Below are 24,798 nucleotides of genomic sequence, written 5' to 3' on the forward strand. Positions count from 1 at the left end.
GGGCCTTTTTTATTTTCATGACCCGTCCTGGAATAGGTTGACACTTCTGAGGAGTGTTCGATGGATACCAGGGAGAAGCGAACACAACGCGACTACACGCTGGCTTTTAAACTGGCAGTGGTTGACGAGGTGGAAAAAGGCGAACTGACGTACAAGCAGGCACAACGACGCTACGGAATTCAAGGTCGATCGACTGTGCTGGTCTGGCTACGTAAGCATGGGCGTCAGGATTGGAGTAGTCTCAAGGGACCAAACCGGCACAGGAGCGATCCCGTGAGCAAGCAATCCAAACCGCAGACACCAGAGCAGCGCATCAAGGATCTTGAGACGCAACTCAAGGATGCCAACCAGAAGGCGCAGTTGTTTGAAGCGATGCTGGAAGTGATCCGGAAGGAGTACGGCGTCAAGCTGCCAAAAAAGCTTTCAGGCGAGTCATCGAGCAAAGGCAGGTAGCGGGCTTGAGTCTCGCCAAGGCGTGCAAATTTATTGGCTTAAGCCGCCAGGCGTACTACCAGCAAATCCGGGCTGAAGCAGCCTTGCTGGAACGCGACAGCAAAGTGGAAGAACTGGTGCGCGAAGTCCGTCGGCGCCAACCACGTATCGGTGGACGAAAGCTGCACTTTCTCTTGCATAACCGCTTTGCAGCTACTGGCATCAAGCTGGGGCGCGATGCCTTGTTCACGACCTTGAAGCGTCTCCATCTGCTGGTGGCGCGGGCCAGGGCGTACCACAAGACGACTGATAGCTTTCATCGGTTCCACAAACACCCCAATCTGCTCAAGCCGGGAACAACCGCAAAGGTGGCCCAACGTCCCGAGCAACTTTGGGTCGCCGATATCACATACATCCCTACACAGCAGCAATGCGTGTACCTGAGCCTTATCACGGATGCCTTCTCGCGCAAGATCGTCGGGTACCATGTCCACGCTACTTTGCAAACCGAAGAAGTGGCCCGAGCGCTAAAGGCGGCGCTGCGTACGCGATCTGGGCGCCTGCCATTGATCCATCACTCCGATCGCGGCATCCAGTACTGCGCGAGCAGCTATCAAGCCATCCATCAGAAGCATGGCCTGACTTGCTCGATGACCGACGGCTACGACTGCTACCAGAACGCCTTGGCCGAAAGGATCAACGGAATCCTCAAGACCGAGTACTTACTGGCACGTCCTAAAGACCTCGCTGAGGCAAGGCGCATGGTTAAACAATCGGTGGACATCTACAACAACGAACGGCCACACCTGGCCCTGAAATACAAAACGCCCGATGAAGTACACCGGGCGTCTTTAAGAGCGCAAAAATCTAGTGAATCTTGCTACGTTTAACTGTCAACCTATTTCAGGACTAGTCATCAGGTACAGGAGGATCTCCCCTGCGGGAGATCCGGTTTCGGGCTCGAAGGGAATCGCTTGCAAGCGATTCCGCGGCCCGCGGGACGTGGGCGAGCCCCGTCCGCTCCGCCAGATTTAAATAAAAAAGGTCCGACTTGTTCGGGCCTTTTTTATTTTCCGCATTCAGTTTCAGCGCTCAGTAAATCCGCTCCACCTGCACGCCCTTCTCCTGCAGCAGCGCCGGCACGCTGCCCGATCCGAGCAAGTGCAGCACGCCCACCGCGGCAAAGGTCTTCGGTTCCTGCCGCAACAAGTCCAGCAAGCTGTCCGCCAGGCCCACATTGCGTTCCTTCAGCAGGACTCTGGTCACGAAGCTGCCGGACACGCTGGCGTCGAGCTCGCAGCGCGCGGCGATGGCGTCGAGGGCCTCGCGGTCGGCGCTGCTCCAGGCCTGCACCATGGTGCGCGCTTCCTTGCGCTGGGCGCCGGAGACGATGGTGGCCATCATCTCGTCGAGGAAGCGCCAGCGGTCCGGTTCCGCCAGGCGGTCGAGCAGGGACAGTTGCCGGTCCAGCGATTCGAGCTCCAGCACGCGGGCACCCTTGGCGCGCGCCTGCCGCGCCAGCCAGGCTTCGCTCGACAGCTCGCTCCGATAACCCTGCTTGGTGTACTCGGCCATCGTCAGCAGGGTCGCCAGCAGCACCGGTTTGAAGGTCATGGCGCGGGACGCGTCGATGCGGCCCTGCTCGATCAGCTTGTCCAGCAGCGCGCGCTGCTGCGCATCCATGCCCTCATAGCCGGGCGTGCCGGGGTCCAGCATGCCGTGCTCGCGCACCGCACGCAGCAGTTCGCGCTGCGGCTGCGCCGGGTCGATCTCGAGCGCCAGCGTGGAGGCCTGGCCCAGCGCATCGGCGATGCGTGGCTCGAGCGGATAAAACTCGGGCAGGCCGACGTGCAGGGTGCCGAACAGATGCATTTCGTGGCCGTCCAGGCTGACCTTGAACAGGGCGCCGCGCTCGGTGGCGGAGGCGGCGGAAGCGGTGGACGTCAGCAGCCAGAACAGGCTGAGCAGGAAGCTGAAGAAGGGCCGGCGCATAGGGCCTCCAGTCGGGATGGATAATCCATATCCTCCACGCATGCGCAGATACCGGTATCGATATAATGCAAGACTGCTCTTCCTGACCAAGCCCGCCCCGTGCCTACTCCCTCCCCCATCGTCTGGCTGTTCGACCTCGACAACACCCTGCACGACGCCTCTCATGCGATCTTCCCGGCGATCAGCGCCAACATGAATACCTACATCGCCCGCGTGCTCGGCGACGGCGTCACTCCGGCCAGCCAGGAAGCGGTCAACGCGGCCCGGCTCGGCTACTGGAAGCGCTACGGCGCCACCTTGCTCGGCATGATCCGCCACCACCAGGTCGACGCCTCCGATTTTCTGCGCGAAACCCATGACCTGAAAGCCTTGCATGACATGGTGCGCTGGGAGCGCGGCCTGTCGTGTCTTTTAAAACGCCTGCCGGGCCAGAAGATCCTGCTGACGAACGCGCCGACCGCGTATTCGAAGGCGGTGGTGCGCCACATCGGCCTGCAGCGCCATTTCGCCCACCACATCGCGATCGAGGACATGCACGTGCACCGCCAGCTGCGCCCGAAACCGTCGACGCTGATGCTGCGGCGCCTGCTGCGCAAGCACCGCCTGCCGGCGCAGCGCTGCGTGCTGGTCGAGGACACCCTGGTCAACCTGAAGCACGCGAAGCGCCTCGGCGTGCGGACCGCCTGGGTCACGCAATACCTGCGCTACAGCGACCCGAGCGGAAAAGCGCCTCTGCCGAAGATGCTAAAACGACCCGCCTACGTCGATGTCAAAGTAAAATCCGTGCTTCAGCTGCCGTCGCACCTGCGCCGGCTGCGTTCATCGACCTGAATCTCGACCGAATCTCGACCTGAACACGGAGCACCGCGACAACATGGCAAGCACCAAGCCGGGCCAACGTAAACTGCAGATCCTCCAGGCCCTGGCGGCGATGCTGGAACAACCGAAGGGCGAAAAGATCACCACGGCCGCGCTGGCCGCCAGGCTGTCGGTATCGGAAGCGGCGCTGTACCGCCACTTCGCCAGCAAGGCCCAGATGTTCGAAGGCCTGATCGAATTCATCGAATCGAGCGTCTTCGGGCTGTGCAACCAGATCACCGAGCGCGAGGAAGACGGCGTGGCCCAGGCCCACGCGATGCTGCAGATGCTGCTCAGCTTCGCCGCCAACAATCCGGGCATGACCCGGGTCCTGATCGGCGACGCGCTGGTGGGCGAGGACGAGCGCCTGCAGCTGCGCATGAACCAGTTCTACGACAAGGTCGAACTGGCGTTCAAGGGTGCGCTGCGGGTGGCCGTCACCCAGGGCCACGGGCGCGAGGAAGACGTGGCCGCGCGCGCCAGCCTGCTGGTGTCCTATGTGACCGGACGCTGGCACCGCTTCGCCAAGAGCGGCTTCCGCCAGCACCCGGCGGAGAACAGCGGCCTGCAGCTGGCGCTGCTGCTCGCTGCCTGAGCTGCCTGAGCTGAAATGAACGACATCTTCGCCCTGCTCGACGACGCCAGCCCGGACGCCAGTCCGCCGGCGCGTTCGCGCCTGTACCGCGACTACGCCGGCATGCTGGCCTGCCACGCGGCCGAGGAATGGCCGCTGCTGCTGGCGCGCCTGCAGGAAGCGCTGGCCGCCGGCCTGTACGCGGTGCCGGTGCTGCGCTATGAACTGGGCGAGCAGCTGCTGGGGATCGTGCCGCCGGCGCAGATGCAAGAGACGCCGCTGGCCCAGGTACTGCTGTTCCGCGGCTACGAGCTGCTCTCGGGCGAGGAAGTGACGGCCTGGCTGGCCGAACGCGCGGGCAGCCAAGGCCCGGCCGGCATCGCCGACGTGCGCAGCAACGTTGACGAGGCCACGTTCACGCGCGCCATCGAGCGCATCCGCGACTACATCACCGCCGGCGACACCTACCAGGTCAACTACACCTACCGCATCCGCTTCGACGCCTTCGGCTCGATCTACGCGCTGTACGCGCGCCTGCGCGAGCGCCAGCCGGTGCCGTATGGCGCCCTGATTCAGCTGCCGGACGGCTGCGCGGTGCTGTCGCTGTCGCCGGAGCTGTTCGTGCGCCACGACGCCGGGCGCCTGCTGGCGCGGCCGATGAAGGGTACGGCGCCCGCCAGCGGCGACAAGAAGGTCGACGCGGTGCGCGCCAGCGCCCTGGCGGCGGACCCGAAGAACCGCGCCGAAAACCTGATGATCGTCGACCTGCTGCGCAACGACCTGGGACGGATCGCGCGCACCGGCAGCGTCGGCGTGCCGGCCCTGTTCGAAGTGCGCCGCTACAGCAGCGTGCTGCAGATGACCTCCACCGTGCAGGCGCAGCTGCTTGAGGGGACGTCGTTGAACGACATCTTCGACGCGCTCTATCCCTGCGGCTCGATCACCGGCGCCCCTAAGCGCCGCACCATGGAGATCATCCACGAGCTGGAACCTGCCCCGCGCGGCATCTACACAGGCGCGCTGGGCTGGATCGATCCGCCGGCCGCAGGTAGCCGCGAAGGGGCGCGCTTCGGCGACTTCTGTTTATCGGTGCCGATCCGCACCCTGGTGCTGCACCCGGAGCACAACGGCGTGCGCCATGGCGAGCTCGGGGTCGGCGCCGGCATCGTCTACGACAGCGATCCCGGTGCCGAGTATGCCGAATGCCGGCTGAAGGCCGGCTTCCTGACCGGGCTGCCGAACGACTTCGAGATCTTCGAGACCATCTACGCCACCCGCGAAGACGGCTGCCGCCACCTGGAGCGCCACCTCGCGCGCCTGCGGCTGTCCGCGGCCTACTTCGGCTACCCGTTCACCGAGGAGCTGGCGCGGGCGGGTGCGATCGCCGCCAGCGCGGTGCTGCCGGCAGACACGCCGCACCGCCTGCGCCTGGCCCTGCAGCCGGATGGAGAAATCGTCGTGCACACCTCGGAGCTGGCGCCGCTGGCGGGTCCGGCGAATTGTCCCGTGACTGTGCTGCTGTCGGATGAACCGGTCGACTCGAGCTCCCTGTTCGCGCGTCACAAGACGAATATCCGCAGCCGCTACGACGCCGCCTGGAAGGCTGCGGAAAGCGTGGGCGCCTTCGACACCCTGTTCTTCAACGAGCGCGGCGAACTGGCCGAGGGCGGCCGCAGCAGCGTGTTCGTGCGCATCGGCGAGCGCTGGTACACGCCGCCGCTGTCTTCGGGCGTGCTGCCGGGCGTGATGCGGGCCCTGGTACTGGAAGATCCGGCCTGGAATGCGATCGAATGCCCGATCTCGCGCGAGACCCTGGAGCGCGCGCAGGAGATCGTGGTGTGCAATGCGCTGCGCGGGCCGCTGCGGGCGACGATCCGGCGCTGAGCTGCTTCTTCATGCTTCGACCGCCACCGAAGCGTTGCGGCGCAGCCCTGCCCTAGCATGGCGGGCATGAACCTGATCGACTACCTTCAACACCACTTCCTGACGCGCGAGCAGCTGCTGGCGCAGACCTGCGTAACTGGCGCCCGTCTCGACGCGCTGCAAGCTGCCGGCATGATGCCGCGCCCCTCCTACCGCCTGCGCCTGGACCTGGCCTGCGATTCCTTCTTCGGCCCGCATGCGGAAAGCCACGCCATCGACTGGTATGCGAAAGGCTATGTGGCCTGGGCCGGCCTGCTGGAAACGCTGAATGGGCCGGAGCAGGCTTACGCCGTGTTCGCGCAGCGCTACCGGCAGTCCTTGAGTAAGCTGGCTGTGGATAAGCAGCTCACGTATCCACAGGCGCTGGCGGGCGATGCGCACATCGGCGCCGAATGGCAGCACTTCCTGGACGGGACCTATGGCCTGTGCACGCGTTCGGGTCTGCCAGAAGACATCGCGGCCAAGGAAGCGGCCGTCGTCCTGATCCGCGCATTGACGGCATCGGGCGAGCCGCAGGGGCTGAATGAAGAGGAGCGCCACAGGCTGGCGGCCGCGGTCGACCTGCTCGACCGCGCCAGTGCCCCGTTCGCGCCGCATGAAGTGGCGCGCAGCTCGCGCCGGCGCTACGTGGATGAAGTCCGCGCAGCCTGGCTACGCGAATGAACGATCAGCCGCCCAGCGCCTGCTCGATCTTGGCCACCAGCGCCGGATCCTGCGGCGTGACCTTGCTCGGGAAGTAGTCCAGTACCTTGCCGTTACGGTCGATCAGGTACTTATTGAAATTCCATTTCGGCTGGTTGCCGGTCGCCTTGATCAGGTCGACGTACAGGGGATTCGCAGCGGCGCCCGTCACCGGGGTGGTGGCGAACATCGGGAACTTCACGCCATAGGTGTTGTAGCAGAGGTCGGCGATCTTCTTGGCATCTTCCGACTCCTGCTTGAAATCGTTCGACGGGAAGCCCAGCACCACCAGGCCGCGCGCCGCGTACTTGGCGTACAAGGCTTCCAGGCCTTCGTACTGCGGGGTGTAGCCGCAGTAGCTGGCCGTGTTCACCACCAGCACCACCTTGCCGCTGTACTGGCACAGGTCCTGGGGCGCCTCGTCCTGCAGGCGTTTGAAGGTGTGCTTCAGCACGGCCGGGCAGGATGCCGCGGCGGCTGCCGGCGCCGGGGCGGCGGCTGCGCTCTGGGCATGGGCAGGCGTGATGGCGGCGAGCGCGGCGCCGAGGGAAAGCAGCAGAGCGGTGGTCTTGAGCATGGCGGCGAAGGTCAGGGTGAGAAAAATACCATTCTATTCCACCTTGACCTTGTCGAGGTCGGCCTTCGGCGCGGGCCATGACAGCTTCATGCCTTGCATGGTCTCCAGCAGCAGGTGGGCGACAATCAGGTTGCGGTGGGTCTTGGAATCGGCCGGCACGATGTACCAGGGCGCGTGGTCGACGTTGGTGGCGTTGATCGCATCCTCGTAGGCGCGCTGGTAGTCGTCCCACTGTGCGCGCGCGGCGAGGTCGGCCGGATCGAATTTCCAGTGCTTTTCCGGATCATCCAGGCGTTCCTGCAGGCGCTTCTTCTGCTCGTCCTTCGAGATGTGCAGGAACACTTTCATGACCGTGGTGCCGGTCTCAAACAGCATGCGCTCGAAGTCGCGGATGTGGGCGTAGCGGCGCTTGGTCTCCTTGCCATCGATGTCGCCCAGCACGCGCGGCACCAGCACGTCCTCGTAATGGCTGCGGTTGAAGACGGCGATCTGGCCGGCGCCCGGCACATGCGCATGCACGCGCCACAGGAAATCGTGGGCCCGTTCGCGCTCGGTCGGGGCGGTGAATCCGATGGCGTGCAAGCCCATCGGGCTGATCTGCGACTGCGCGAACAGCGCACGCGTGGTGCCGTCCTTGCCGGAGGTGTCCATGCCCTGCAGGACCAGCAGCAGCTTCTGCTTGTGGCCGGCGAAGAGCATTTCCTGGAAGTGCGCCACTTGGCCGATAAGGTCGACAGTAAGCGCTCGCTCACGCTGCTTCGTGCCCTTGCCGTTCTTCTCGCCGTTGTCGTCCCCGTTCTTGTCGCCGTTTTTTTCGCGCAGAGGGGTCAGGCCGGCATCCTCGTCGCGCAGCTTGAGAGTCTTGGGCGCCCTGAAGCGCTCGCGGGCGTTCATGACTGGTCGCCGAGCTTGCGGTGCTCGACCAGCATGCAGTGGTTCATGACCACGTCCAGGCCCGCCGCGCGCGCCAGGTCGGCCGCCACCTGGTTCTCGATCCCGAGCTGCATCCACAGGGTGCCGGCGCGCACGTGGATGGCGTCCTTGGCGACCGGCGGCACGTCTTCGGATTTGCGGAAGACGTCGACCACGTCGATGCGGCGGCCATCCTTCGCCAGCACGTCGGCGGCCTCCTGCAGGGTGGCGTAGACGGTGCGGCCGAGGATTTCCTGGCCGGCGTAGGCCGGGTTCACGGGCAGGATCTCGTACCCCTGGGACTGGAGGTAGCCGGCCACTTCGTAGCTGGCGCGCTCCGGCTTGTTCGACATGCCGACCACGGCCACGGTCTTGGCGGACTTCAGGATTTGTTCGATGGTTCGCATGCTGGGCTCGCTATGTTATCGTCATGTCTAGCTTATCAGGTTTATATCGCCTTCCGGCGCATGACACTGCCTCCATGATGATCCGCCCTGCCCTCGCCCCTGCCTTCGCGCTGTCGCTGCTGCTGTTTGCCGCCACGCCCACCTCATCCCAGAGCCTCACGGAGGTCGAACGAGGCATCGTCCCGGTCGCCGCCTGGGGCGGCACCCCGGCCGATCCCGCGCAGGCGCATCGCCACACGATCACCCACATCACCCTGCACCACCAGGGCGAGCCCTATAAACCTGGCACCGATCCGCAGCAGTACCTGCGCAAGCTGCAGACGTGGTCGCGCGGGACTAAGCACTGGCTGGATATCCCCTATCACTACATCATCGACCTCGACGGCAAGATCTTCGAAGGCCGCAAGATCGACTACGCCGGCGACACCAATACCGAATACGACCCGACCGGGCATGCGCTGATCGAGGTGGTCGGGAATTTCGAGGAAGTCGAGCCGAACCAGCAGCAGCTGGATGCAGTCGTTCGACTCATGGCGCTGCTGGCGCATAAATATGGCGTGACGCTCGACCACATCGCCAGCCACCGCGATTTTTCGCGGCAGACCGTGTGCCCTGGCGCCAATTTGTATCGCTATGTGCAGGAGGGGTATTTCAGGCACAAGGTGGCGCTGCGGCTGGCCCAGGAGCAAACCGCAGCGGCCACGCCCACGATCAGGGCAGCTTCGCGCCCTTGAGCTCGCGCCCGCCCTGGGCCAGCACGATCTGGCCGGGTTTGGCGTCGTCGAAGCGCAGCTCCGCATCCACGGCGTTCGAGAAGAAGGTCTTGTCGTTCAGCGCGAATACCTCGACCTTCGACTGGCCGCTGGCCTGGGTCCAGTAGCGGTCGCCCTCGCGGGACAGCTCGATCACGAAGGCCGGCGCCAGCTGGTAGCGGCCAACATAGGCGTCGAACTTGGCGTGGTCGATCTTGACGGCGACACGCTGGGGCGGCGCGTCGCCGATGCGCGGCGTGACCTGATCGGAAGTCGGCTGGTGGACGACCAGTTCGGTGGCCTTGCCCTGGGCGTCGCGGCTGAATTCGAAGAATGGCAGCGTGTCCGGGATGAAGAAGCCGTTTTCCGAGAACGCCAGCAGCTGCACGGGCGGACGGCCGGCGCGCTGCATGACGAGATGGTCGCCCTCACGGCGCACGGTGCGGCTGTCGTTGCCCTCTCCCCGGTACACGCCGGTGTAGGCATCCAGCACTTTCGAGTCGAGCTTGAGCTCCTTGTAGGCCGGGAAGGGCTTGCCGATGGCGATCGCGGCGGCCTTGTACGCGGCCTCGCTGGCGGGTGCCAGGCCGGAGTCGGTATTGCTCAGCACCGCCACATACAGCTTTTCGGCCGGCAGGCGCAACGCAAAGGTATTGAAGCCGGGGATGCCGCCGCCGTGGCCGATCATCTGCGCGCCACGCAGCTTGCCGCTCTCCCAGCCGTAGCCATAGCCGGTGCTGCTGCCGGTGCTCAGGGTGTAGGGCGTGAAGGCGCGCTGCCAGCTCGCGGCTTTCAACAGCTTGCCGCTGCTGACGGCGGCGTCCCAGCGTGCGAGGTCGTCGACGGTCGACACCAGCGAGCCCGCCGCATAGGGTTGCGTCATGCTGATCGGCTTGGACGGCTGGAAGCCCTCGGGGGTGCGCGAGTAGCCCTGCGCGCGGGGCGCCTTGTCGCGCTCGTGGCCCTCGTAGGCGCTGCGGGTCATCCCCAGCGGCACGAAGATGCGCTCCTCGACGAATTTGTCGTAGGCTAGCCCGGACACCTTTTCGATAATGGCGCCCAGCAGGAAGTAGCCGGAATTGTTGTACTTGTAGCGCGAGCCCGGCGCGAAATCCAGCGGGTAGTTCTTGAAGGAGTCGACCATCTGCTGCACCGTCACGTCCTTCTGCATGGCGCTCGAATAGCCCGGCTTGCCGGTATAGCTGACGATGCCCGAGGTATGGGTCAGCAGGTGCTCGATGGTGATCTTCTTGCCCTGGGTGGGATAGTCCGGCAGGTAGACCGTGATGTCGTCGTCCAGTTTGATCTTGCCTTCGTCGACCAGCATCATGATCCCGGTCGAGGTGAACTGCTTGGTGATCGAGCCGAGGCGCATCGGGGTATCGGGCGCCAGCGGCAGCTTGCGCTCGAGGTCGGCCAGACCGTAGGCCTTGCGCAGGATGGTCTTGCCGTCCCTGACCACGATGACGGTGGCGCCCGGAGCATCGGCTTTGTAGGTGGCGGCCAGCATCTGGTCGATGCGCGTCGCGGCATCGCTGGCGGGCACCGGCGCGGCGCAGGCCAGCGGCGCCGCCAGCAGGACGGCGATGGCGGCGCAGACGGGGGATGGCTTGAACATGGCGGCTCCTTCTCTCTCGGTTGTTATGGTCGAGACAAGATAGAAGCTGTCAGTACAGGCGGCAATGCGTTTACGACGACTGGACGATGCTGCCGACGAGCGGTCGAATTGGTGGGGCAGACGGGCGCCGCCTGGCGCAGTCAATGCGTCAGGTAATACAGCGCCTTGCCCAGCGGCTCACCGATGTACTTGCCCGACCAGTAGATGAGCAAGCACGCCAGGACAGTCACGAGCACCCGTCCGCTGGGAATTCCCTCCAGTCAATCCACTTCGTCAGCTTCGATGCCAATATCAGGCAGCGCGCTCGTCGCGCTGAGGCAGGCGCCAGTCCTTGCGGATAAAGTGGCAGGTATAGCCGTTCGGATGCTTGACCAGGTAATCCTGGTGTTCCGGTTCCGCTTCCCAGAACGGGCCGGCAGCTTTCACTTCGGTCATTACCTTGCCGGGCCAGAGGCCGGAGGCGTCGACGTCCTGGATCGTGTCCAGCGCAACTTCCTTCTGCGCGTCGTTGGTATAAAAGATCGCGGAACGGTAGCTGGCGCCGATATCGTTGCCCTGGCGGTTGGCCGTGCTGGGGTCGTGGATCTGGAAGAAGAAATCGAGCAGGCGCCGGTAGCTGATTCTCTCCGGGTCGAACAGGATCTCGATCGCCTCGGCGTGGGTGCCGTGGTTGCGGTAGGTGGCGTTCGGCACGTCGCCGCCCGAATAGCCGACCCGGGTCGACAGCACACCCGGCATCTTGCGGATCAGGTCCTGCATGCCCCAGAAGCAGCCGCCGGCGAGGATTGCGGTTTCTTGTTTCATCATCCGTCCTTTCAAGCCATCGTTGTGATCCACGCTAGATGAGGGCGAGGGACCGTATTTCCAGAACGGCTACGTAATAAAAAATTTCCTTAACGGATTAACGGGAAGTATTCTGTAAGCAAAGAAAGTGGTAAAGAAGAGCTATATTTGTTGTACGACCACTAAAACTGAGACTACGTAGTAAGCGTCACAATAATAAACACAGTTGTGTTCAAATTCCAAGGACGCTATTACAACCAACGCATGTAATCTTAAGACCTGAAATCCAATTCGATACTGAAGTTTATGCTGACGCAATACTAATTAGTGGTTTCTTCCAATTGAAATAAACTGCGGATGTGTATCACACCATGCAGGCAAGTCCATACCGCCGTGTATTAGCAACTTCAACCGTCTTTTAGATTTCAGTTTTGCCTGAAGATCAACTTCAGTATTATTTGCTAGAGCTTGAACTATAAAAGCATATGGGGAAAGATCAGCAGGCAGAATTTGGTTTCTTTCGATTTCCTTTTCCAATACATCCTGTAATTCTATAGCGTCAAGATCTATTGCCCGTGTTATTTTTATTATATTCTCTGCCAAGCGCTTCATATCTCTAGGCAATAGTTCCTCTGGCCATACGCCTTCAACAAGAGAAATGACTGAGTTAATTTCTTTTGTGTAATCGTCCTGCTTCTGAAACGCATTTGCGTTGGCAAGACTAGCTGCTTCAGCGATTGCCAGTTCCGCGTGCTCAAGCATTGCCTTCACTTGAAAAGCGATGCGTTCCTTTGTCCAACTAACTGAGTCTGTCTTATAAATTAAATCATGGGTGGCGACACTCCAAGCGTATTGAAGGACAGTTTTTATCTGAACTTCAAAAACAAGATCGTTTAAATCTTCCGATGATCCACTCATGCTAGAGATACGTTTTACATATAAACGGAGATCATCAAATTCAAAATTAGATGGTCGCTTATGAGTCTCGGCCGACTCAGGAGGTTTTCGATCGACCCTTTCATAATGTTGATAAACCAACGCTTCTGCTTCGGCTATCTCGCTTATTGTTGGGACTACAATAGTACAGGCAAAAAAATCCTCGAGGTTATTTGGGTCGTTTACTCTGCCTGTCTCCATCTTCATTGCAAAACTCTCAAGAGCTTTGACTCTGTGAATGAAGAACCATTTTTTAGTCTCGACCGCAGACTTTAATCGGTCCTTAACGTCGCTTTCAAGGCGCCGATATAGCTCTTCACTATTCGCGTAAGCTAATCGGATTACGTTATTGATTTTCATTTTTAAGCAAGCAATACTTCTCTAAGTACGTTGTGCCGTTCCTGGCGTTGGGGATATTCCGTACTCGCTCCCTTAGCATTTTGTGCGTAAGTTATGACAGAATCTCGATTTTGTGGCTCGATGTCTTCAATCTGATCTGGATAAAGTGATACCTCGTCCAAAAATTTTAGGTACTGCTTCGCCAAATCTTCGTCCGAAATTTGAGGACCTTCTAATATAAGCATCGCCCAGATAGAATAAAAATGGGTTTGAACTTTTAAGTATTGACCAAGCCTAGGCTCATATCGCACTAGTTCCTCGATCCTTTTTTTAACAGATTCGAAACGTTCTAAAAAGTCATCCTCATCGAAATCCGGCTGATCTAGCAGATCTTCATAATCAGCATAAAGTCCGTCAAGGTAATCTTGATCAAAGCCAATTATTGATGAACTAAGCTGTATAGCCACAAGTTCAGAAATGAATTGCACATTTGCCATACGTTTTGCTCTGGCTGCAGTAGATATACCAAACGTCTTCCAAACGGGTTTCTCAGCTTCCGCTTCTACCATTGTAACAAGCCAACCATCAAATTTTGCATGGCGTAGTTCTTGTGGCATTAACTTACGTGAGTTTCTGTTGATTCGCTCGAAAATATTTTTTACAAACGCGTCCGTAACCTCTGGAAGCATTTCAACAATAAGAATGTAATTCCAAAAACTTTCTTTAGCATCACGATCTAAATCTTTCCAACGTTTCTTTTGCAAATTAACATTAGCAAAATCTTCAGGCACCGAAATTTTATTAGCCCTAAAATCAAGGATCGTTTGTAGACGCTGTTTTCCGTCGACAACGTGATATGTCGCGCGCCCACTGTCATCTAATGTTTTATGTAAAAATACTGGAGGTGCAGGATAGCCGTTCAAAATTGTGTCTATAAAGAATCGTTTATCCTTTGGACTCCATACACTTCGGCGTTGATAAGGCGGGTCCAAGTTAAGTTGGTTTTTGTCTGCTAGATCCAAAAACCAACTTATATCTTGATTACTCAGACTACGTGCCATAATTTTTCTCCAGTTCTGTTATTGTTTGTTCGTAAGCTATCGCTACAGCGTCCTTCATTTCTTTTCCACTTTCGAGGGCAGCGATCAGTTTTCTTGGATCAGGCAGTGGTAGTTGCTTCAACTCGAAAACCGTTATACCTACAGTGCCGGATAGACATCGAAATAAAAGATCTACTTGCTCTGACATCAGAAGCTCTTTCATTTTTATCGGGGAGATCTTTGCTACAATCGGAACTACTGTAACAACATGATTCTCGGCAATAAAATGACCATACTTTCTAACGAATGTCTCAGGTATCACTGCCGCAACTAGACGACGTGTCTGATCAGTAGAGGTGATGCGTTGAAGCACTACGCATTCTGTTCTTATTAATCCGTCATTTTTCCCGTCATCAAAGTCAACAAAGTTAAAGTATTCTTTTTGACCAGACGATCGACCGAACTGAAATTCTCCATCTGAGGTTATATTGCTAGACCAGACGACTGGAACCAGTGACTTAGCCGATTTTACTTCTTCCTCAGAGAATAATTGTTTTCGCTTATCTCTATTCCATACTAGTGGGCCAATTTTGGGTACGTAACCATAGTCATGCAACCGATAGGGTGAATTTGCAATGCTATTGAAAACCTCGTATTCTTTAGGCGTACGTGGCACGTACCACGCCGAGCCATCGGACCTTAAATTCACACTGCCGATTAACGTTTTTTCTCCCTGTGTTGTCAATACCGATACAGGGGTCAAACCCATTTGCTCATCACTACGCCGCCTACCGTAAAGGACGGCAGTTTCCTGCTCAACTTGAACAAAGGTTGAATCTCTTTCTGTCAACATATCAAGTTGAAGAATAGCCATGTTTTTAGCTATAAGCGAGCGCAATTTACTAAAATGCAAACCTGACATATAGCTCGTCGGTGTAAGCAGTGCTAGTAACGCATTTTGTTTAGCTGCTCGCGACGCCCCGGCCATGAATACAGCATATAAGTTATGTTGCCCCTCGACTTCGCTGAGATAACTCGGCAATATCGATCTACGGTCTTCCGCGACAAGTTTTCTGTAAGGTGGATTACATACTAGGACATCAAAGGCAGGAAGTTTTTCGATTTCTTTTAAAAGGGTATTACCGCATACTATGTTAGGAACAAGTTCGCGCTTTGTTTCCAATATTTCTTCATACACAACAGCCTTTACATAAATGCTTGCTAACGTACGTAAAGTGTCATCAATATCGATTCCAATTATGTTGCGCTGAACTAAGTCCAATATTTCGTTCGGGGTCTTTCCTAATTTAACGAAATGTGAGTGCATTCTTATAGCTAGAGGAGCGATAAAGGCTGCCCCCCCGCATGCTGGATCAAACCATTTGTTGTACTCAAGCGAAGCCCCATGTTCAATCAGCGTATCAATAACATGTTCTGCTAACTTTGGTGGCGTAAAAAACATCGCTTTTTCTTTTCGCGCTTCCTTCCCTACCCAAGTGGCATAACCGCAGGATAGCCAGAATGCTGCTTCAATAAACGGAAGCTTGCCTAGCTCATCTGCAAATGCTTTTACGGCAGGGTTCCTCTTGAACTCAACGCTGCCACGAGAGGTTACGAGCTTGGGATAGCGGTCTTCTAGCCAGACGTCCAGTATTGTATAGGTCAAAACGGATGCTGCACTCTCGTCAGCAGAGAGAGAACTAAGTGCAAGGGCCTTCCGATATAGTTCCCGATGATTCTGCGGTAACAAGTCTACCCTTCCAATCGTGTTGCGGATTCGATTTTTGAATACCGATATTTAAGCATCATGCAAATAAAAAAGGGCAGCTTCGCTGCCCTTTTTTGCACGTTATCTTGAGATTAACGTTTAGCCCGCAGCTTGGCGATGGCCGCCAGCTGGGCGATCGCCGCCGCCAGTTCGGCTTGCGCCTTGGCGTAGTCGATCTGGGATTCCTTGTTCAGCATCAGCTCTTCAGCCTTGCGCTTGGCTTCCTGGGCTTTCGCCTCGTCCAGGTCGGCGCCGCGAATTGCGGTGTCGGCCAGGACGGTCACGCCTTTCGGCTGGACTTCCAGGATGCCGCCGGCCACGAAGACGAATTCGTCTTCGGTCTGGCCCGGCACTTTGATGCGCACGGCGCCCGGACGGATGCGCGTGATCAAGGGGGTGTGCATCGGGTAGATACCCAGCTCACCCGATTCACCCGGCAACGCGACGAACTCCGCTTCGCCCGAAAAGATCTGCTCTTCGGCCGAGACGACGTCTACGTGAATAGTGTTTGCCATGTGTGTCCCTTAAAGGAGCCGCTTAAGCAGCCAGCTTCTTGGCCTTCTCGATCGCTTCTTCGATGGTGCCGACCATGTAGAACGCCTGCTCCGGCAGGTGGTCCAGTTCGCCCGACGCGATCATCTTGAAGCCCTTGATCGTGTCTTTCAGCGAAACGTACTTGCCCGGTGCGCCGGTGAAGACTTCAGCGACGTGGAACGGCTGCGACAGGAAACGCTGCATCTTACGTGCACGAGCGACGACCAGCTTGTCTTCCGGCGCCAGTTCGTCCATGCCCAGAATCGCGATGATGTCACGCAGTTCCTTGTAGCGCTGCAGGGTGCCCTGCACGGCGCGCGCGGTGGCGTAGTGCTCTTCACCGACGACCAGCGGGTCCAGCTGGCGCGAGGTCGAGTCCAGCGGGTCCACTGCCGGGTAGATACCCAGCGAAGCGATGTCACGCGACAGAACGACGGTCGAGTCCAGGTGGGCGAAGGTGGTTGCCGGCGACGGGTCGGTCAAGTCATCCGCAGGGACGTAGACGGCCTGGATCGAGGTGATCGAGCCGGTCTTGGTCGAGGTGATGCGCTCCTGCAGACGGCCCATTTCTTCGGCCAGGGTCGGCTGATAACCCACTGCCGACGGCATACGGCCCAGCAGTGCCGAGACTTCGGTACCGGCCAGGGTGTAGCGGTAGATGTTGTCGACGAAGAACAGAACGTCCTTGCCTTCATCACGGAAGGCTTCGGCCATGGTCAGGCCGGTCAGTGCGACGCGCAGACGGTTGCCCGGCGGTTCGTTCATCTGGCCGTAGACCATCGCGACCTTCGAGTTGCCCAGGTTGTCCAGATCGACGACCTTGGCATCGGCCATTTCGTGGTAGAAGTCGTTACCTTCACGGGTACGCTCACCCACGCCGGCGAACACGGACAGACCCGAGTGCGCTTTAGCGATGTTGTTGATCAGTTCCATCATGTTGACGGTCTTGCCGACGCCGGCGCCGCCGAACAGGCCGACTTTACCGCCTTTGGCGAACGGGCAGACCAGGTCGATCACCTTGATGCCGGTTTCCAGCAGGTCCTGCGACGGCGACAGCTCGTCGTAGAGCGGGGCGGTGCGGTGGATCGATGCAGTGCGCTCGGCGTTGACCGGACCGCGCTCGTCGATCGGGTTGCCCAGCACGTCCATGATGCGGCCCAGGGTTGCGTTACCAACCGGCACCATGATCGGGTTGCCGGTGTTCTGGATCATCATGCCGCGACGCAGGCCTTCCGAGCTGCCCAGCGCAATGGTACGGACGATGCCGTCACCCAGCTGCTGCTGGACTTCCAGGGTCAGTTCGGAGCCTTCCATTTTCAGTGCGTCGTACACCTTCGGCATTGCGTTACGCGGGAATTCCACGTCAACCACGGCGCCGATACACTGAACGATTTTGCCATCAGCCATGTTCGTTCCTTCAGATATAGTTTTAATTTCGTTACGTGAGGTCGCTTGCTGGCTTAGCTGCTGATCGCAGCCGCGCCGGAGACGATCTCCGAGAGTTCTTTCGTGATCGCTGCCTGGCGGGTCTTGTTGTAGACCAGCTTCAGCTCGCCGATGACGTTGCCCGCGTTGTCGGTTGCGGCTTTCATTGCCACCATGCGTGCCGACTGCTCGGACGCCAGGTTCTCGGCCACCGACTGGTAGATCAGCGCTTCGACGTAGCGCATCAGCAGCTCGTCGATGACGACTTGCGCTTCCGGCTCGTAGATGTAATCCCACGAGTGGGCGTTTTCATCTGCCTTCAGGTGCCCGGCCGGCAGCGGGAGCAGTTGCTCGACCACCGGTTCTTGGCGCATGGTGTTGATGAACTTGGTGTAGCACAGGTACACCGCGTCCAGCTGACCATCCTGGTAAGCGTCGAGCATGACCTTGATCGGGCCGATCAGCTTTTCCAGGTGCGGGGTGTCGCCGATTTGCGTGACACTCGAAACCACCTTCACGCCGATGCGGTTCAGGAAGCCCAGACCTTTGTTGCCGATTGCAACGACTTCAATGCGATTGCCCGCGGCTTCCAGCTCGCGGGTCTTCTGCGTCACCTGGCGCAGCACGTTGGTGTTCATGCCGCCGCACAGACCCTTGTCGGTCGTGACGACGATGAAGCCGACGGCTTTCGCTTTCGTGTCCTTGGCATTCGCCATGAACGCGTGGGTGTACTCCGGGTTCGCAGTGGCGAGGTTGGCCGTGATGTTGCGGACCTTCTCGCTGTAGGGACGGGCGGCGCGCATCCGGTCCTGCGCCTTGCGCATCTTGGACGCGGCGACCATTTCCATCGCCTTGGTGATCTTCTTCGTATTTTCTACGCTCTTGATCTTGCCACGTATCTCTTTGCCTGCTGCCATGAGCCCTTACTCCTTATAGGGACCGGGTTGCCCCGGCCCCGCATTCCATCAAAAAGCCGCGCTTAGAACGACTTCTTGAAGTCGGCGATGGCGGCGGCCAGCGCTGCTTCGCCGTCCTTGTCCAGGGCCTTGCTGTCGTCGATCTTCGACAGCAGCGCGCCATGGCTGGACTTCAGGAAGTTGTGCAGACCGGCTTCGAAATCCAGCACGCGCTTGACTTCGATGTCGTCGAAATAGCCCTTGTTGACGGCGAACAGCGAAGCGGCCATCAGCGAGATCGGCAGCGGCGAGTACTGCTTCTGCTTCAGCAGTTCGGTCACGCGTGCACCGCGGTCCAGCTGCTTGCGGGTCGACTCGTCCAGGTCCGATGCGAACTGCGCGAACGCAGCCAGCTCACGGTACTGCGCCAGGTCGGTACGGATACCGCCGGACAGGCCCTTGATGACCTTGGTCTGAGCGGCGCCACCGACGCGCGACACCGAGATACCGGCGTTGATCGCAGGACGGATACCGGCGTTGAACAGCGAGGTCTCCAGGAAGATCTGGCCGTCGGTAATCGAGATCACGTTGGTCGGCACGAATGCCGAGACGTCGCCAGCCTGGGTTTCGATGATCGGCAGTGCGGTCAGCGAACCGGTCTTGCCGGTGACGGCGCCGTTGGTGAAGGCGGACACGTAGTCGGCGTTCACGCGAGCGGCACGCTCCAGCAGGCGGCTGTGCAGGTAGAACACGTCGCCCGGGTAGGCTTCGCGGCCCGGCGGACGGCGCAGCAGCAGCGAGATCTGGCGGTAAGCAACAGCTTGCTTCGACAGGTCGTCGTACACGATCAGCGCGTCTTCGCCGCGGTCGCGGAAGTATTCGCCCATCGCGCAGCCCGAGTAGGCCGAGATGTATTGCATTGCGGCCGATTCCGAAGCGGAAGCGGCGACGACGATGGTGTACTCCATCGCGCCATGCTCTTCCAGCGAGCGCACGATGTTCTTGATGGTCGAGGCCTTCTGGCCGATCGCCACGTACACGCAGGTCATGTTCTGACCCTTCTGGTTGATGATCGCATCAACTGCCACGGCCGACTTACCGGTCTGGCGGTCGCCGATGATCAGCTCACGCTGGCCACGGCCGATCGGCACCATCGCGTCGATCGACTTGATACCGGTCTGCATCGGCTGCGAGACGGATTCACGTGCGATCACGCCCGGGGCGATCTTTTCGATCGGGGCGGTCAGCGATGCGGTAATCGGACCCTTGCCGTCGATCGGCTGGCCCAGGGCGTTGACGACGCGGCCCTTGAGTTCCGGACCGACCGGGACTTCCAGGATGCGGCCGGTGGTCTTGACGGTGTCGCCTTCCGAGATGTGCTCGTAAGCACCCAGAATCACGGCGCCGACCGAGTCACGCTCGAGGTTCATCGCCAGACCGAAGGTGTTACCCGGGAATTCCAGCATCTCGCCCTGCATCACGTCCGACAGACCATGGATGCGGCAGATACCGTCGGCGACGGAGATCACCGTGCCTTGGTTACGAACATCAGCCGAACCTTCGAGGCCCTGGATGCGGCTCTTGATCAGTTCGCTGATTTCAGACGAATTAAGTTGCATGAGTGCTAACTCCTAATAGTTTCTTGATGCGTAGGGCAAGGGCTCGGACGCGGTAGACGGTGCCAAGATCCTCAGGCCACCAGCGCGTTGTGCATTTGCTGCAGCTTCGCGCGGACCGAGGTATCCAGCACTTCGTCACCGACGACCACGCGCACACCACCAATCAGCGACGGATCGACTTCGACCGTGGGGTTGAGCTTGCGGCCAAATTTCTTTTCCAGCGCGGCGGCCAGCGCATTCACCTGGTCAGCCGACATCTCGAAGGCACTGAAGACGGTCGCGTCAGCGGCGCCGGCGGATGCGTTCTTCAGCTGGGTGAACTGCGCCGCGATTTCCGGCAGCAGGTTGATGCGGCCATTCTCCGACAGCATCGCGATGAAGTTTTTCGCTTCAGGGCTCAGGGGCGACTTGACCAGCGACGCAATCGTCTCGGCCAGCTGTGCCGGCGTGACGTTCGGATTGCCGGCAAAAGCCTGCATGTCCGGATTGGCGCCGATCTGCGCCAGTTCCGAGACGATGCCGGACCAGGCCGCCATGTCGCCGTTCTGGGCGACACGGAACAGCGCTTCGGCGTAAGGGCGGGCGACGGTTGCGAACTCAGCCATGATCAGAGCTCGGTCGACAGGCGGTTCAGCAGGTCGGCGTGGGCCGCTGCGTTCACTTCGCGCTTGAGGATCTGCTCGGCGCCGGCAACAGCCAGGGCAGCGACTTGGCCGCGCAGTTCTTCGCGAGCGCGGGTAACCTGCTGCTCGGCGTCGGCCTTCGCAGCTTCGACGATGCGGGCGGCTTCGACAGATGCGGTCTGCTTGGCTTCTTCGATGATCGCTGCGGCACGCTTTTCAGCGTCGGCGATGCGCTTGGCGCTTTCTTCGCGGGTCGTAGCCAGTTCGGCAGCGATGCGTTTTTCGGCAGCAGCCATTTCAGCCTTGCCGCGGTCAGCAGCGGCCAGGCCGTTCGCGATCCTCTGGGCGCGCTCGTCGAGCGCTTTCATCACCGGCGGCCACACGAATTTCATCGTGACGCCAACGAAGATGAAGAAGACCACGAACTGAACAAACAGAGTTGCGTTCAGATTCACGGTAAATTCCTTCTCACAAAAACGGATGCCGAACCGGGAGGGTTCGGCTCTTCAGATCACTTGTCGTGAAAAGCGTGATTAGCTGGTGAACGGCTTGGCGAACACGAACAGCATGGCGATACCGACGCCGATCAGGAATGCCGCGTCGATCAGACCAGCCAGCAGGAACATCTTGGTCTGCAGGGTGTTCATCAGCTCAGGCTGACGTGCCGAAGCTTCCAGGTATTTACCGCCCATGATCGCGATACCGATACATGCGCCAATAGCACCCAGGCCGATGATCAGACCGCAAGCCAGTGCAACGAAAGAAACGTCAGTCATGAGATTTACTCCAAAAGTTAAATTTAAAAAACTATAAAAATTACTACTTCTTTACTACCACTATCTTGTTCGTTCTTGCGATCGCGTCGGTCAGTGGCTCTCGTGGGCCTGACCGATGTACACCAGCGTCAGCATCATGAAGATGAAAGCCTGGAGGAGCACGATCAGGATGTGGAAGATTGCCCAGATCGAACCCGCAACGATATGGCCGAAGATGCCGAACACCGTGAACGTGGAACCAAGCAGTGCAATCAACAGGAACAGCAGCTCGCCGGCATACATGTTGCCGAACAGTCGCATACCGAGCGACACGGTGCGGGCTGCGTATTCGATCAGGTTCAACAGGAAGTTGAACGGAGCCATATAAATACCGAACGGTGCGGCGAACAGTTCATGAATCCAGCCGCCGATGCCTTTGATCTTGACGTTGTAGTACAGAACCACGGCCAGCACGCCCAGCGCGATGCCCATCGTGCCGTTCAGGTCGGCAGTCGGGACGATGCGGAAGTGCGGCTCGCCCAGGCCGAGCAGGCGGAACAGGCCGGCGAACAGGTCGACCGGCAGGAAGTCCAGGCAGTTCATCAGGAACACCCAGATGAACACGGTCAGAGCCAGCGGAGCGATGAATTTGCGGTCGCCGTGGATGATCGACTTCGACTGGTCTTCGACCATTTCGACCACGGTTTCGAGCATGCCCTGGAAGCGGCCCGGCACGCCGGAAGTCGCCTTGCGCGCGCCCAGCCACATGACGAGCACACCGAGCACGCCCATCGCGATCGACCAGAACACGGTGTCATAGTTGATGACACTGAAGTCGACGATGAAACCCTGATGAATGTTGGTCAGGTGACCCAGGTGGTGGGTGATGTACTCTCCCGCGTTGGGCGCGTGCGCCGCGGCGTTTTCTACCGTTGGACTCGTCATTGTGAATGCCTAAATAATAAGATGATGTAACTTTTCAGCGCCACGATGAAGCCGACCAGCAGGGCCAGCCAGTTCAGATCGTGGTACGCCCGCGCCACCAGTACGAGCAGCGCCAGCGTCAAAGCAATCTTTACAAATTCCCAGATGAAAAACGTGGCAGGGTTCGCGCCGCCCGGCTTTTGCGCACTGGCGAACAGGCGCAGCGCCATGACACCGTTGGGAACGACACAACACAGCCCGCCAAGTACCGCCGAAAACATCGCAGCCCACCCCCCAATCATGCCGGCGATCACGCCGGCCACGATTGTTGCCATGATTTGCAGGGAGACCAAGCGCAGCATTGTTATTGTTCTTTCGCGCTAGCCGTAGTGGAACCGAATTACGGTATGGTAATTACATGAATCAGCGGGATTATAAGGGCTTATGAACGTCGTAGTCAAACTCTTCCGTCCTTATATCGCGGGCTCGGCGATGTAAAAACGACAAAGAATTTTTGGCGGAAACTGTTAAATTTCCTACGAAATTCTTCGTATTGGCAGCAACGCGACGGTATCTACCGGGAGTCCACCGTATGCATGTACCGTGGCTCAATGGAGGGGGTGAAACGGGGAGCGCTGTGGACAAGCGCGGACTTGCCCACAGCGTTTTGACGCCTGCTGCGTCAGCCGCGCAGGCGCGCGAGCACGCTTTCGAGCACGTCGAGGTCGGCAAAATCGATGATCATCTGGCCCTTGCCCTTCTGGCCCATCTTGAACACGACCGGGGTCGCCAGGCGGTCCGACAGCTCTTCTTCCAGGCGCACGATGTCGCCCGACTTTTCCTTCTGGCGCGCGGTGGCCGCCGGCGCGTTCTGCTCCTCCAGCGTGCGGGCGACCAGTTTTTCGGTTTCACGCACCGACAGGCGTTTCGCGATCACCTGGTTCGCCAGCGCGATCTGGCTGGCGGCGTCGACCGCCAGCAGCGCGCGCGCATGGCCCATGTCGATATCCCCTGCCATCAGCATGGTCTGCACCGGCTGGGCCAGGTTCACCAGACGCAGCAGGTTGGACACCGCGCTGCGCGAGCGGCCGACCGCATTCGCCGCCTGCTCGTGGGTGAAGTCGAATTCCGAGATCAGGCGCGCGATGCCCTGCGCCTCTTCCAGTGGGTTCAGGTCTTCGCGCTGGATGTTCTCGATCAGGGCCATCGCGGCGGCGTTCTGGTCGTCGACCTCGCGCACCAGCACCGGGATCTCTTCGAGGCCGGCCAGCTGCGCGGCGCGGAAGCGGCGTTCGCCGGCGATGATCTCGTAGCCGACCTCACCCGCGCCGTTAATCGGGCGCACCAGCACCGGTTGCATAATGCCCTGGCTTTTGATGGAGGCGGCCAGCTCGGACAGCGAGCCGTCGTCCATGCGGGTACGCGGCTGGTACTTGCCGGCCTGGATGCGGGTCACCGCCAGAGTGGATGGGCTGCCGGCGGGCGTCGCCGGGGTGTCGTGGGCGTCGCCGCCGAGCAGGGCGTCGAGGCCGCGGCCGAGTCCCTTCAGTTTTTTGGTTGCCATGGATTGGACCGTGTCTGTTCTAGTTTGTTTTAGGTAGGGATTACATGGTCTTGATGCGCTCGACCATTTCGGCGCCGAAGGCGATGTATGCCTGCGCGCCCTTAGCCGACGGATCGAACACCACCCCGGGGATGCCGTAAGAAGGCGCTTCCGCCAGGCGCACGTTGCGCGGGATGATCGTTTTAAATACCTTGTCGCCGAAGTGCTGCTCGAGCTGGGCCGACACCTGCTGCGAGAGGGTCATGCGCGGATCGAACATCACGCGCAGCAGGCCGATGATGCGCAGGTCGTGGTTCAGGTTGGCGTGCACCTTCTTGATGGTGTTGACCAGGTCCGACAGACCTTCCAGCGCGTAGTACTCGCACTGCATCGGAATGATCACGCCGTGCGCGCACACCAGGCCGTTCAAGGTCAGCATCGACAGCGCGGGCGGGCAGTCGATCAAAATGAAATCGTAGTCGGCATCGACCTTGGCGAGGGCTTCCTTCAGGCGGCGCTCACGGTTGTCCAGTTCGACCATCTCGACTTCGGCGCCGGCCAGCTCGCGGTTGGCCGGCAGCACGTCGAAGCGCCCGGCTTCGCTGCGCAGGCGGGCGGCGGCGATGTCGGCCTCGCCCAGCAGCACCTGGTAGATCGAGGATGCCAGGCCGGCCTTGTTGATGCCGGCGCCCATGGTGGCGTTGCCCTGGGGGTCGAGGTCGACCAGCAGCACGCGCTGGTTCAGCTTGGCCAGCCCGGCGGACAGGTTGACGCTGGTGGTGGTCTTCCCCACTCCGCCCTTCTGATTTGCTACGCAAAAAATTTTCGCCATGTATGCCTTTATAAAGCCATACCGTTAATACCATTAAAACGATTTATACGATTTA

The 24,798-nt window shown here is 59.5% G+C and carries 26 protein-coding genes; 6 read left to right on the forward strand and 20 right to left on the reverse strand.

The window, feature by feature from the left end:
- The first annotated feature begins 60 nt into the window (after positions 1 to 60).
- Positions 61 to 1,322, forward strand: a protein-coding gene (locus AC07PE_RS16930) for an IS3 family transposase (protein ID WP_498766497.1) whose coding sequence is annotated in 2 segments (ribosomal slippage) — positions 61 to 412 and positions 412 to 1,322 — 1,263 coding nt in all. Because the reading frame shifts where the segments join, the coding sequence is not laid out codon by codon here.
- Positions 1,323 to 1,524: 202 nt separating this feature from the next.
- Here the strand turns inward: AC07PE_RS16930 and AC07PE_RS16935 are convergent.
- Positions 1,525 to 2,424, reverse strand: coding sequence for a TraB/GumN family protein (locus AC07PE_RS16935; RefSeq protein WP_498766499.1), 900 nt, complete (start codon positions 2,422 to 2,424; stop codon positions 1,525 to 1,527).
- 99 nt (positions 2,425 to 2,523) lie between these two features.
- Between AC07PE_RS16935 and AC07PE_RS16940 the strand changes: the two genes are divergently transcribed.
- The 4 genes from AC07PE_RS16940 to AC07PE_RS16955 all read left to right on the forward strand — a co-directional run bounded on the left by AC07PE_RS16940 (position 2,524) and on the right by AC07PE_RS16955 (position 6,442).
- Positions 2,524 to 3,255, forward strand: coding sequence for an HAD-IA family hydrolase (locus tag AC07PE_RS16940; RefSeq protein ID WP_498766501.1), 732 nt, complete (start codon positions 2,524 to 2,526; stop codon positions 3,253 to 3,255).
- Positions 3,256 to 3,298: 43 nt separating this feature from the next.
- Positions 3,299 to 3,877, forward strand: coding sequence for a nucleoid occlusion factor SlmA (gene slmA, locus AC07PE_RS16945; protein WP_498766503.1), 579 nt, complete (start codon positions 3,299 to 3,301; stop codon positions 3,875 to 3,877).
- 15 nt (positions 3,878 to 3,892) lie between these two features.
- Positions 3,893 to 5,740, forward strand: a complete 1,848-nt coding sequence (pabB, locus tag AC07PE_RS16950; protein WP_498766505.1) for an aminodeoxychorismate synthase component I — start codon at positions 3,893 to 3,895, stop codon at positions 5,738 to 5,740.
- Positions 5,741 to 5,806: 66 nt separating this feature from the next.
- Positions 5,807 to 6,442, forward strand: a complete 636-nt coding sequence (locus AC07PE_RS16955) for a DUF6058 family natural product biosynthesis protein (RefSeq protein ID WP_498766507.1) — start codon at positions 5,807 to 5,809, stop codon at positions 6,440 to 6,442.
- Between the two features lie 4 nt (positions 6,443 to 6,446).
- On the opposite strand, the gene AC07PE_RS16960 is transcribed toward AC07PE_RS16955, so the two are convergent.
- From AC07PE_RS16960 to AC07PE_RS16970, 3 genes are read right to left on the reverse strand one after another with little or no spacing between them, the layout of a single operon-like run.
- Complete coding sequence (locus tag AC07PE_RS16960) at positions 6,447 to 7,037, reverse strand: glutathione peroxidase (protein ID WP_498766509.1); 591 nt, start codon at positions 7,035 to 7,037, stop codon at positions 6,447 to 6,449.
- Between the two features lie 33 nt (positions 7,038 to 7,070).
- A complete protein-coding gene (locus AC07PE_RS16965; protein WP_498766511.1) occupies positions 7,071 to 7,931 on the reverse strand; it encodes a PPK2 family polyphosphate kinase in 861 nt (286 codons plus the stop codon).
- The gene (locus AC07PE_RS16970) at positions 7,928 to 8,356 is read right to left on the reverse strand and encodes a CoA-binding protein (protein WP_498766512.1); all 429 of its coding nucleotides are present in this window, start codon (positions 8,354 to 8,356) and stop codon (positions 7,928 to 7,930) included. Before AC07PE_RS16970 ends, AC07PE_RS16965 begins: the two co-directional genes overlap by 4 nt.
- A 74-nt stretch (positions 8,357 to 8,430) precedes the next feature.
- Between AC07PE_RS16970 and AC07PE_RS16975 the strand changes: the two genes are divergently transcribed.
- Positions 8,431 to 9,090, forward strand: a complete 660-nt coding sequence (locus tag AC07PE_RS16975) for a peptidoglycan recognition protein family protein (RefSeq protein WP_498766514.1) — start codon at positions 8,431 to 8,433, stop codon at positions 9,088 to 9,090.
- Here AC07PE_RS16975 and AC07PE_RS16980 read toward each other — a convergent pair.
- The 16 genes from AC07PE_RS16980 to AC07PE_RS17055 form a co-directional block, all read right to left on the reverse strand.
- Positions 9,068 to 10,726: a serine hydrolase gene (locus tag AC07PE_RS16980; RefSeq protein ID WP_498766515.1), complete on the reverse strand. Its 1,659-nt coding sequence runs from the start codon at positions 10,724 to 10,726 to the stop codon at positions 9,068 to 9,070. The genes AC07PE_RS16975 and AC07PE_RS16980 overlap by 23 nt on opposite strands.
- A 291-nt stretch (positions 10,727 to 11,017) precedes the next feature.
- A complete protein-coding gene (gene msrA, locus AC07PE_RS16985; protein ID WP_498766516.1) occupies positions 11,018 to 11,533 on the reverse strand; it encodes a peptide-methionine (S)-S-oxide reductase MsrA in 516 nt (171 codons plus the stop codon).
- 300 nt (positions 11,534 to 11,833) lie between these two features.
- Positions 11,834 to 12,805: a RelA/SpoT-related domain-containing protein gene (locus AC07PE_RS16990; protein ID WP_498766517.1), complete on the reverse strand. Its 972-nt coding sequence runs from the start codon at positions 12,803 to 12,805 to the stop codon at positions 11,834 to 11,836.
- Between the two features lie 2 nt (positions 12,806 to 12,807).
- On the reverse strand, positions 12,808 to 13,845 hold the full coding sequence (locus AC07PE_RS16995) for a DUF262 domain-containing protein (protein WP_498766519.1): 1,038 nt from the start codon (positions 13,843 to 13,845) through the stop codon (positions 12,808 to 12,810).
- Positions 13,835 to 15,574, reverse strand: a complete 1,740-nt coding sequence (locus AC07PE_RS17000) for an Eco57I restriction-modification methylase domain-containing protein (protein ID WP_498766521.1) — start codon at positions 15,572 to 15,574, stop codon at positions 13,835 to 13,837. The genes AC07PE_RS16995 and AC07PE_RS17000 overlap by 11 nt, the downstream gene beginning before the upstream one ends.
- A 110-nt stretch (positions 15,575 to 15,684) precedes the next feature.
- Entirely contained in the window at positions 15,685 to 16,107 is a 423-nt protein-coding gene (locus AC07PE_RS17005; RefSeq protein WP_498766523.1) for a F0F1 ATP synthase subunit epsilon, read from the reverse strand.
- 22 nt (positions 16,108 to 16,129) lie between these two features.
- Positions 16,130 to 17,533: a F0F1 ATP synthase subunit beta gene (atpD, locus tag AC07PE_RS17010; RefSeq protein WP_498766525.1), complete on the reverse strand. Its 1,404-nt coding sequence runs from the start codon at positions 17,531 to 17,533 to the stop codon at positions 16,130 to 16,132.
- A gap of 53 nt (positions 17,534 to 17,586) precedes the next feature.
- Positions 17,587 to 18,468 (reverse strand): F0F1 ATP synthase subunit gamma, encoded by an 882-nt coding sequence (gene atpG, locus AC07PE_RS17015; RefSeq protein WP_498766527.1) that lies wholly within the window; start codon positions 18,466 to 18,468, stop codon positions 17,587 to 17,589.
- 62 nt (positions 18,469 to 18,530) lie between these two features.
- Complete coding sequence (gene atpA, locus AC07PE_RS17020; RefSeq protein ID WP_379777321.1) at positions 18,531 to 20,066, reverse strand: F0F1 ATP synthase subunit alpha; 1,536 nt, start codon at positions 20,064 to 20,066, stop codon at positions 18,531 to 18,533.
- Between the two features lie 71 nt (positions 20,067 to 20,137).
- The gene (locus tag AC07PE_RS17025; protein WP_498766529.1) at positions 20,138 to 20,671 is read right to left on the reverse strand and encodes a F0F1 ATP synthase subunit delta; all 534 of its coding nucleotides are present in this window, start codon (positions 20,669 to 20,671) and stop codon (positions 20,138 to 20,140) included.
- A gap of 2 nt (positions 20,672 to 20,673) precedes the next feature.
- Positions 20,674 to 21,144 (reverse strand): F0F1 ATP synthase subunit B, encoded by a 471-nt coding sequence (locus AC07PE_RS17030; RefSeq protein ID WP_498766531.1) that lies wholly within the window; start codon positions 21,142 to 21,144, stop codon positions 20,674 to 20,676.
- A gap of 78 nt (positions 21,145 to 21,222) precedes the next feature.
- A complete protein-coding gene (gene atpE, locus AC07PE_RS17035) occupies positions 21,223 to 21,465 on the reverse strand; it encodes a F0F1 ATP synthase subunit C (protein ID WP_091665119.1) in 243 nt (80 codons plus the stop codon).
- 90 nt (positions 21,466 to 21,555) lie between these two features.
- Positions 21,556 to 22,389, reverse strand: coding sequence for a F0F1 ATP synthase subunit A (atpB, locus tag AC07PE_RS17040; RefSeq protein WP_498766534.1), 834 nt, complete (start codon positions 22,387 to 22,389; stop codon positions 21,556 to 21,558).
- A complete protein-coding gene (locus AC07PE_RS17045; protein ID WP_498766536.1) occupies positions 22,386 to 22,730 on the reverse strand; it encodes an ATP synthase subunit I in 345 nt (114 codons plus the stop codon). The genes atpB and AC07PE_RS17045 overlap by 4 nt, the downstream gene beginning before the upstream one ends.
- Before the next feature lie 320 nt (positions 22,731 to 23,050).
- A complete protein-coding gene (locus AC07PE_RS17050; protein WP_498766538.1) occupies positions 23,051 to 23,932 on the reverse strand; it encodes a ParB/RepB/Spo0J family partition protein in 882 nt (293 codons plus the stop codon).
- 40 nt (positions 23,933 to 23,972) lie between these two features.
- Positions 23,973 to 24,743, reverse strand: coding sequence for a ParA family protein (locus AC07PE_RS17055; protein WP_498766540.1), 771 nt, complete (start codon positions 24,741 to 24,743; stop codon positions 23,973 to 23,975).
- Between the last annotated feature and the right edge of the window lie 55 nt (positions 24,744 to 24,798).

The organism is Telluria sp. GW821-FHT07G12 (genome assembly GCF_059418525.1).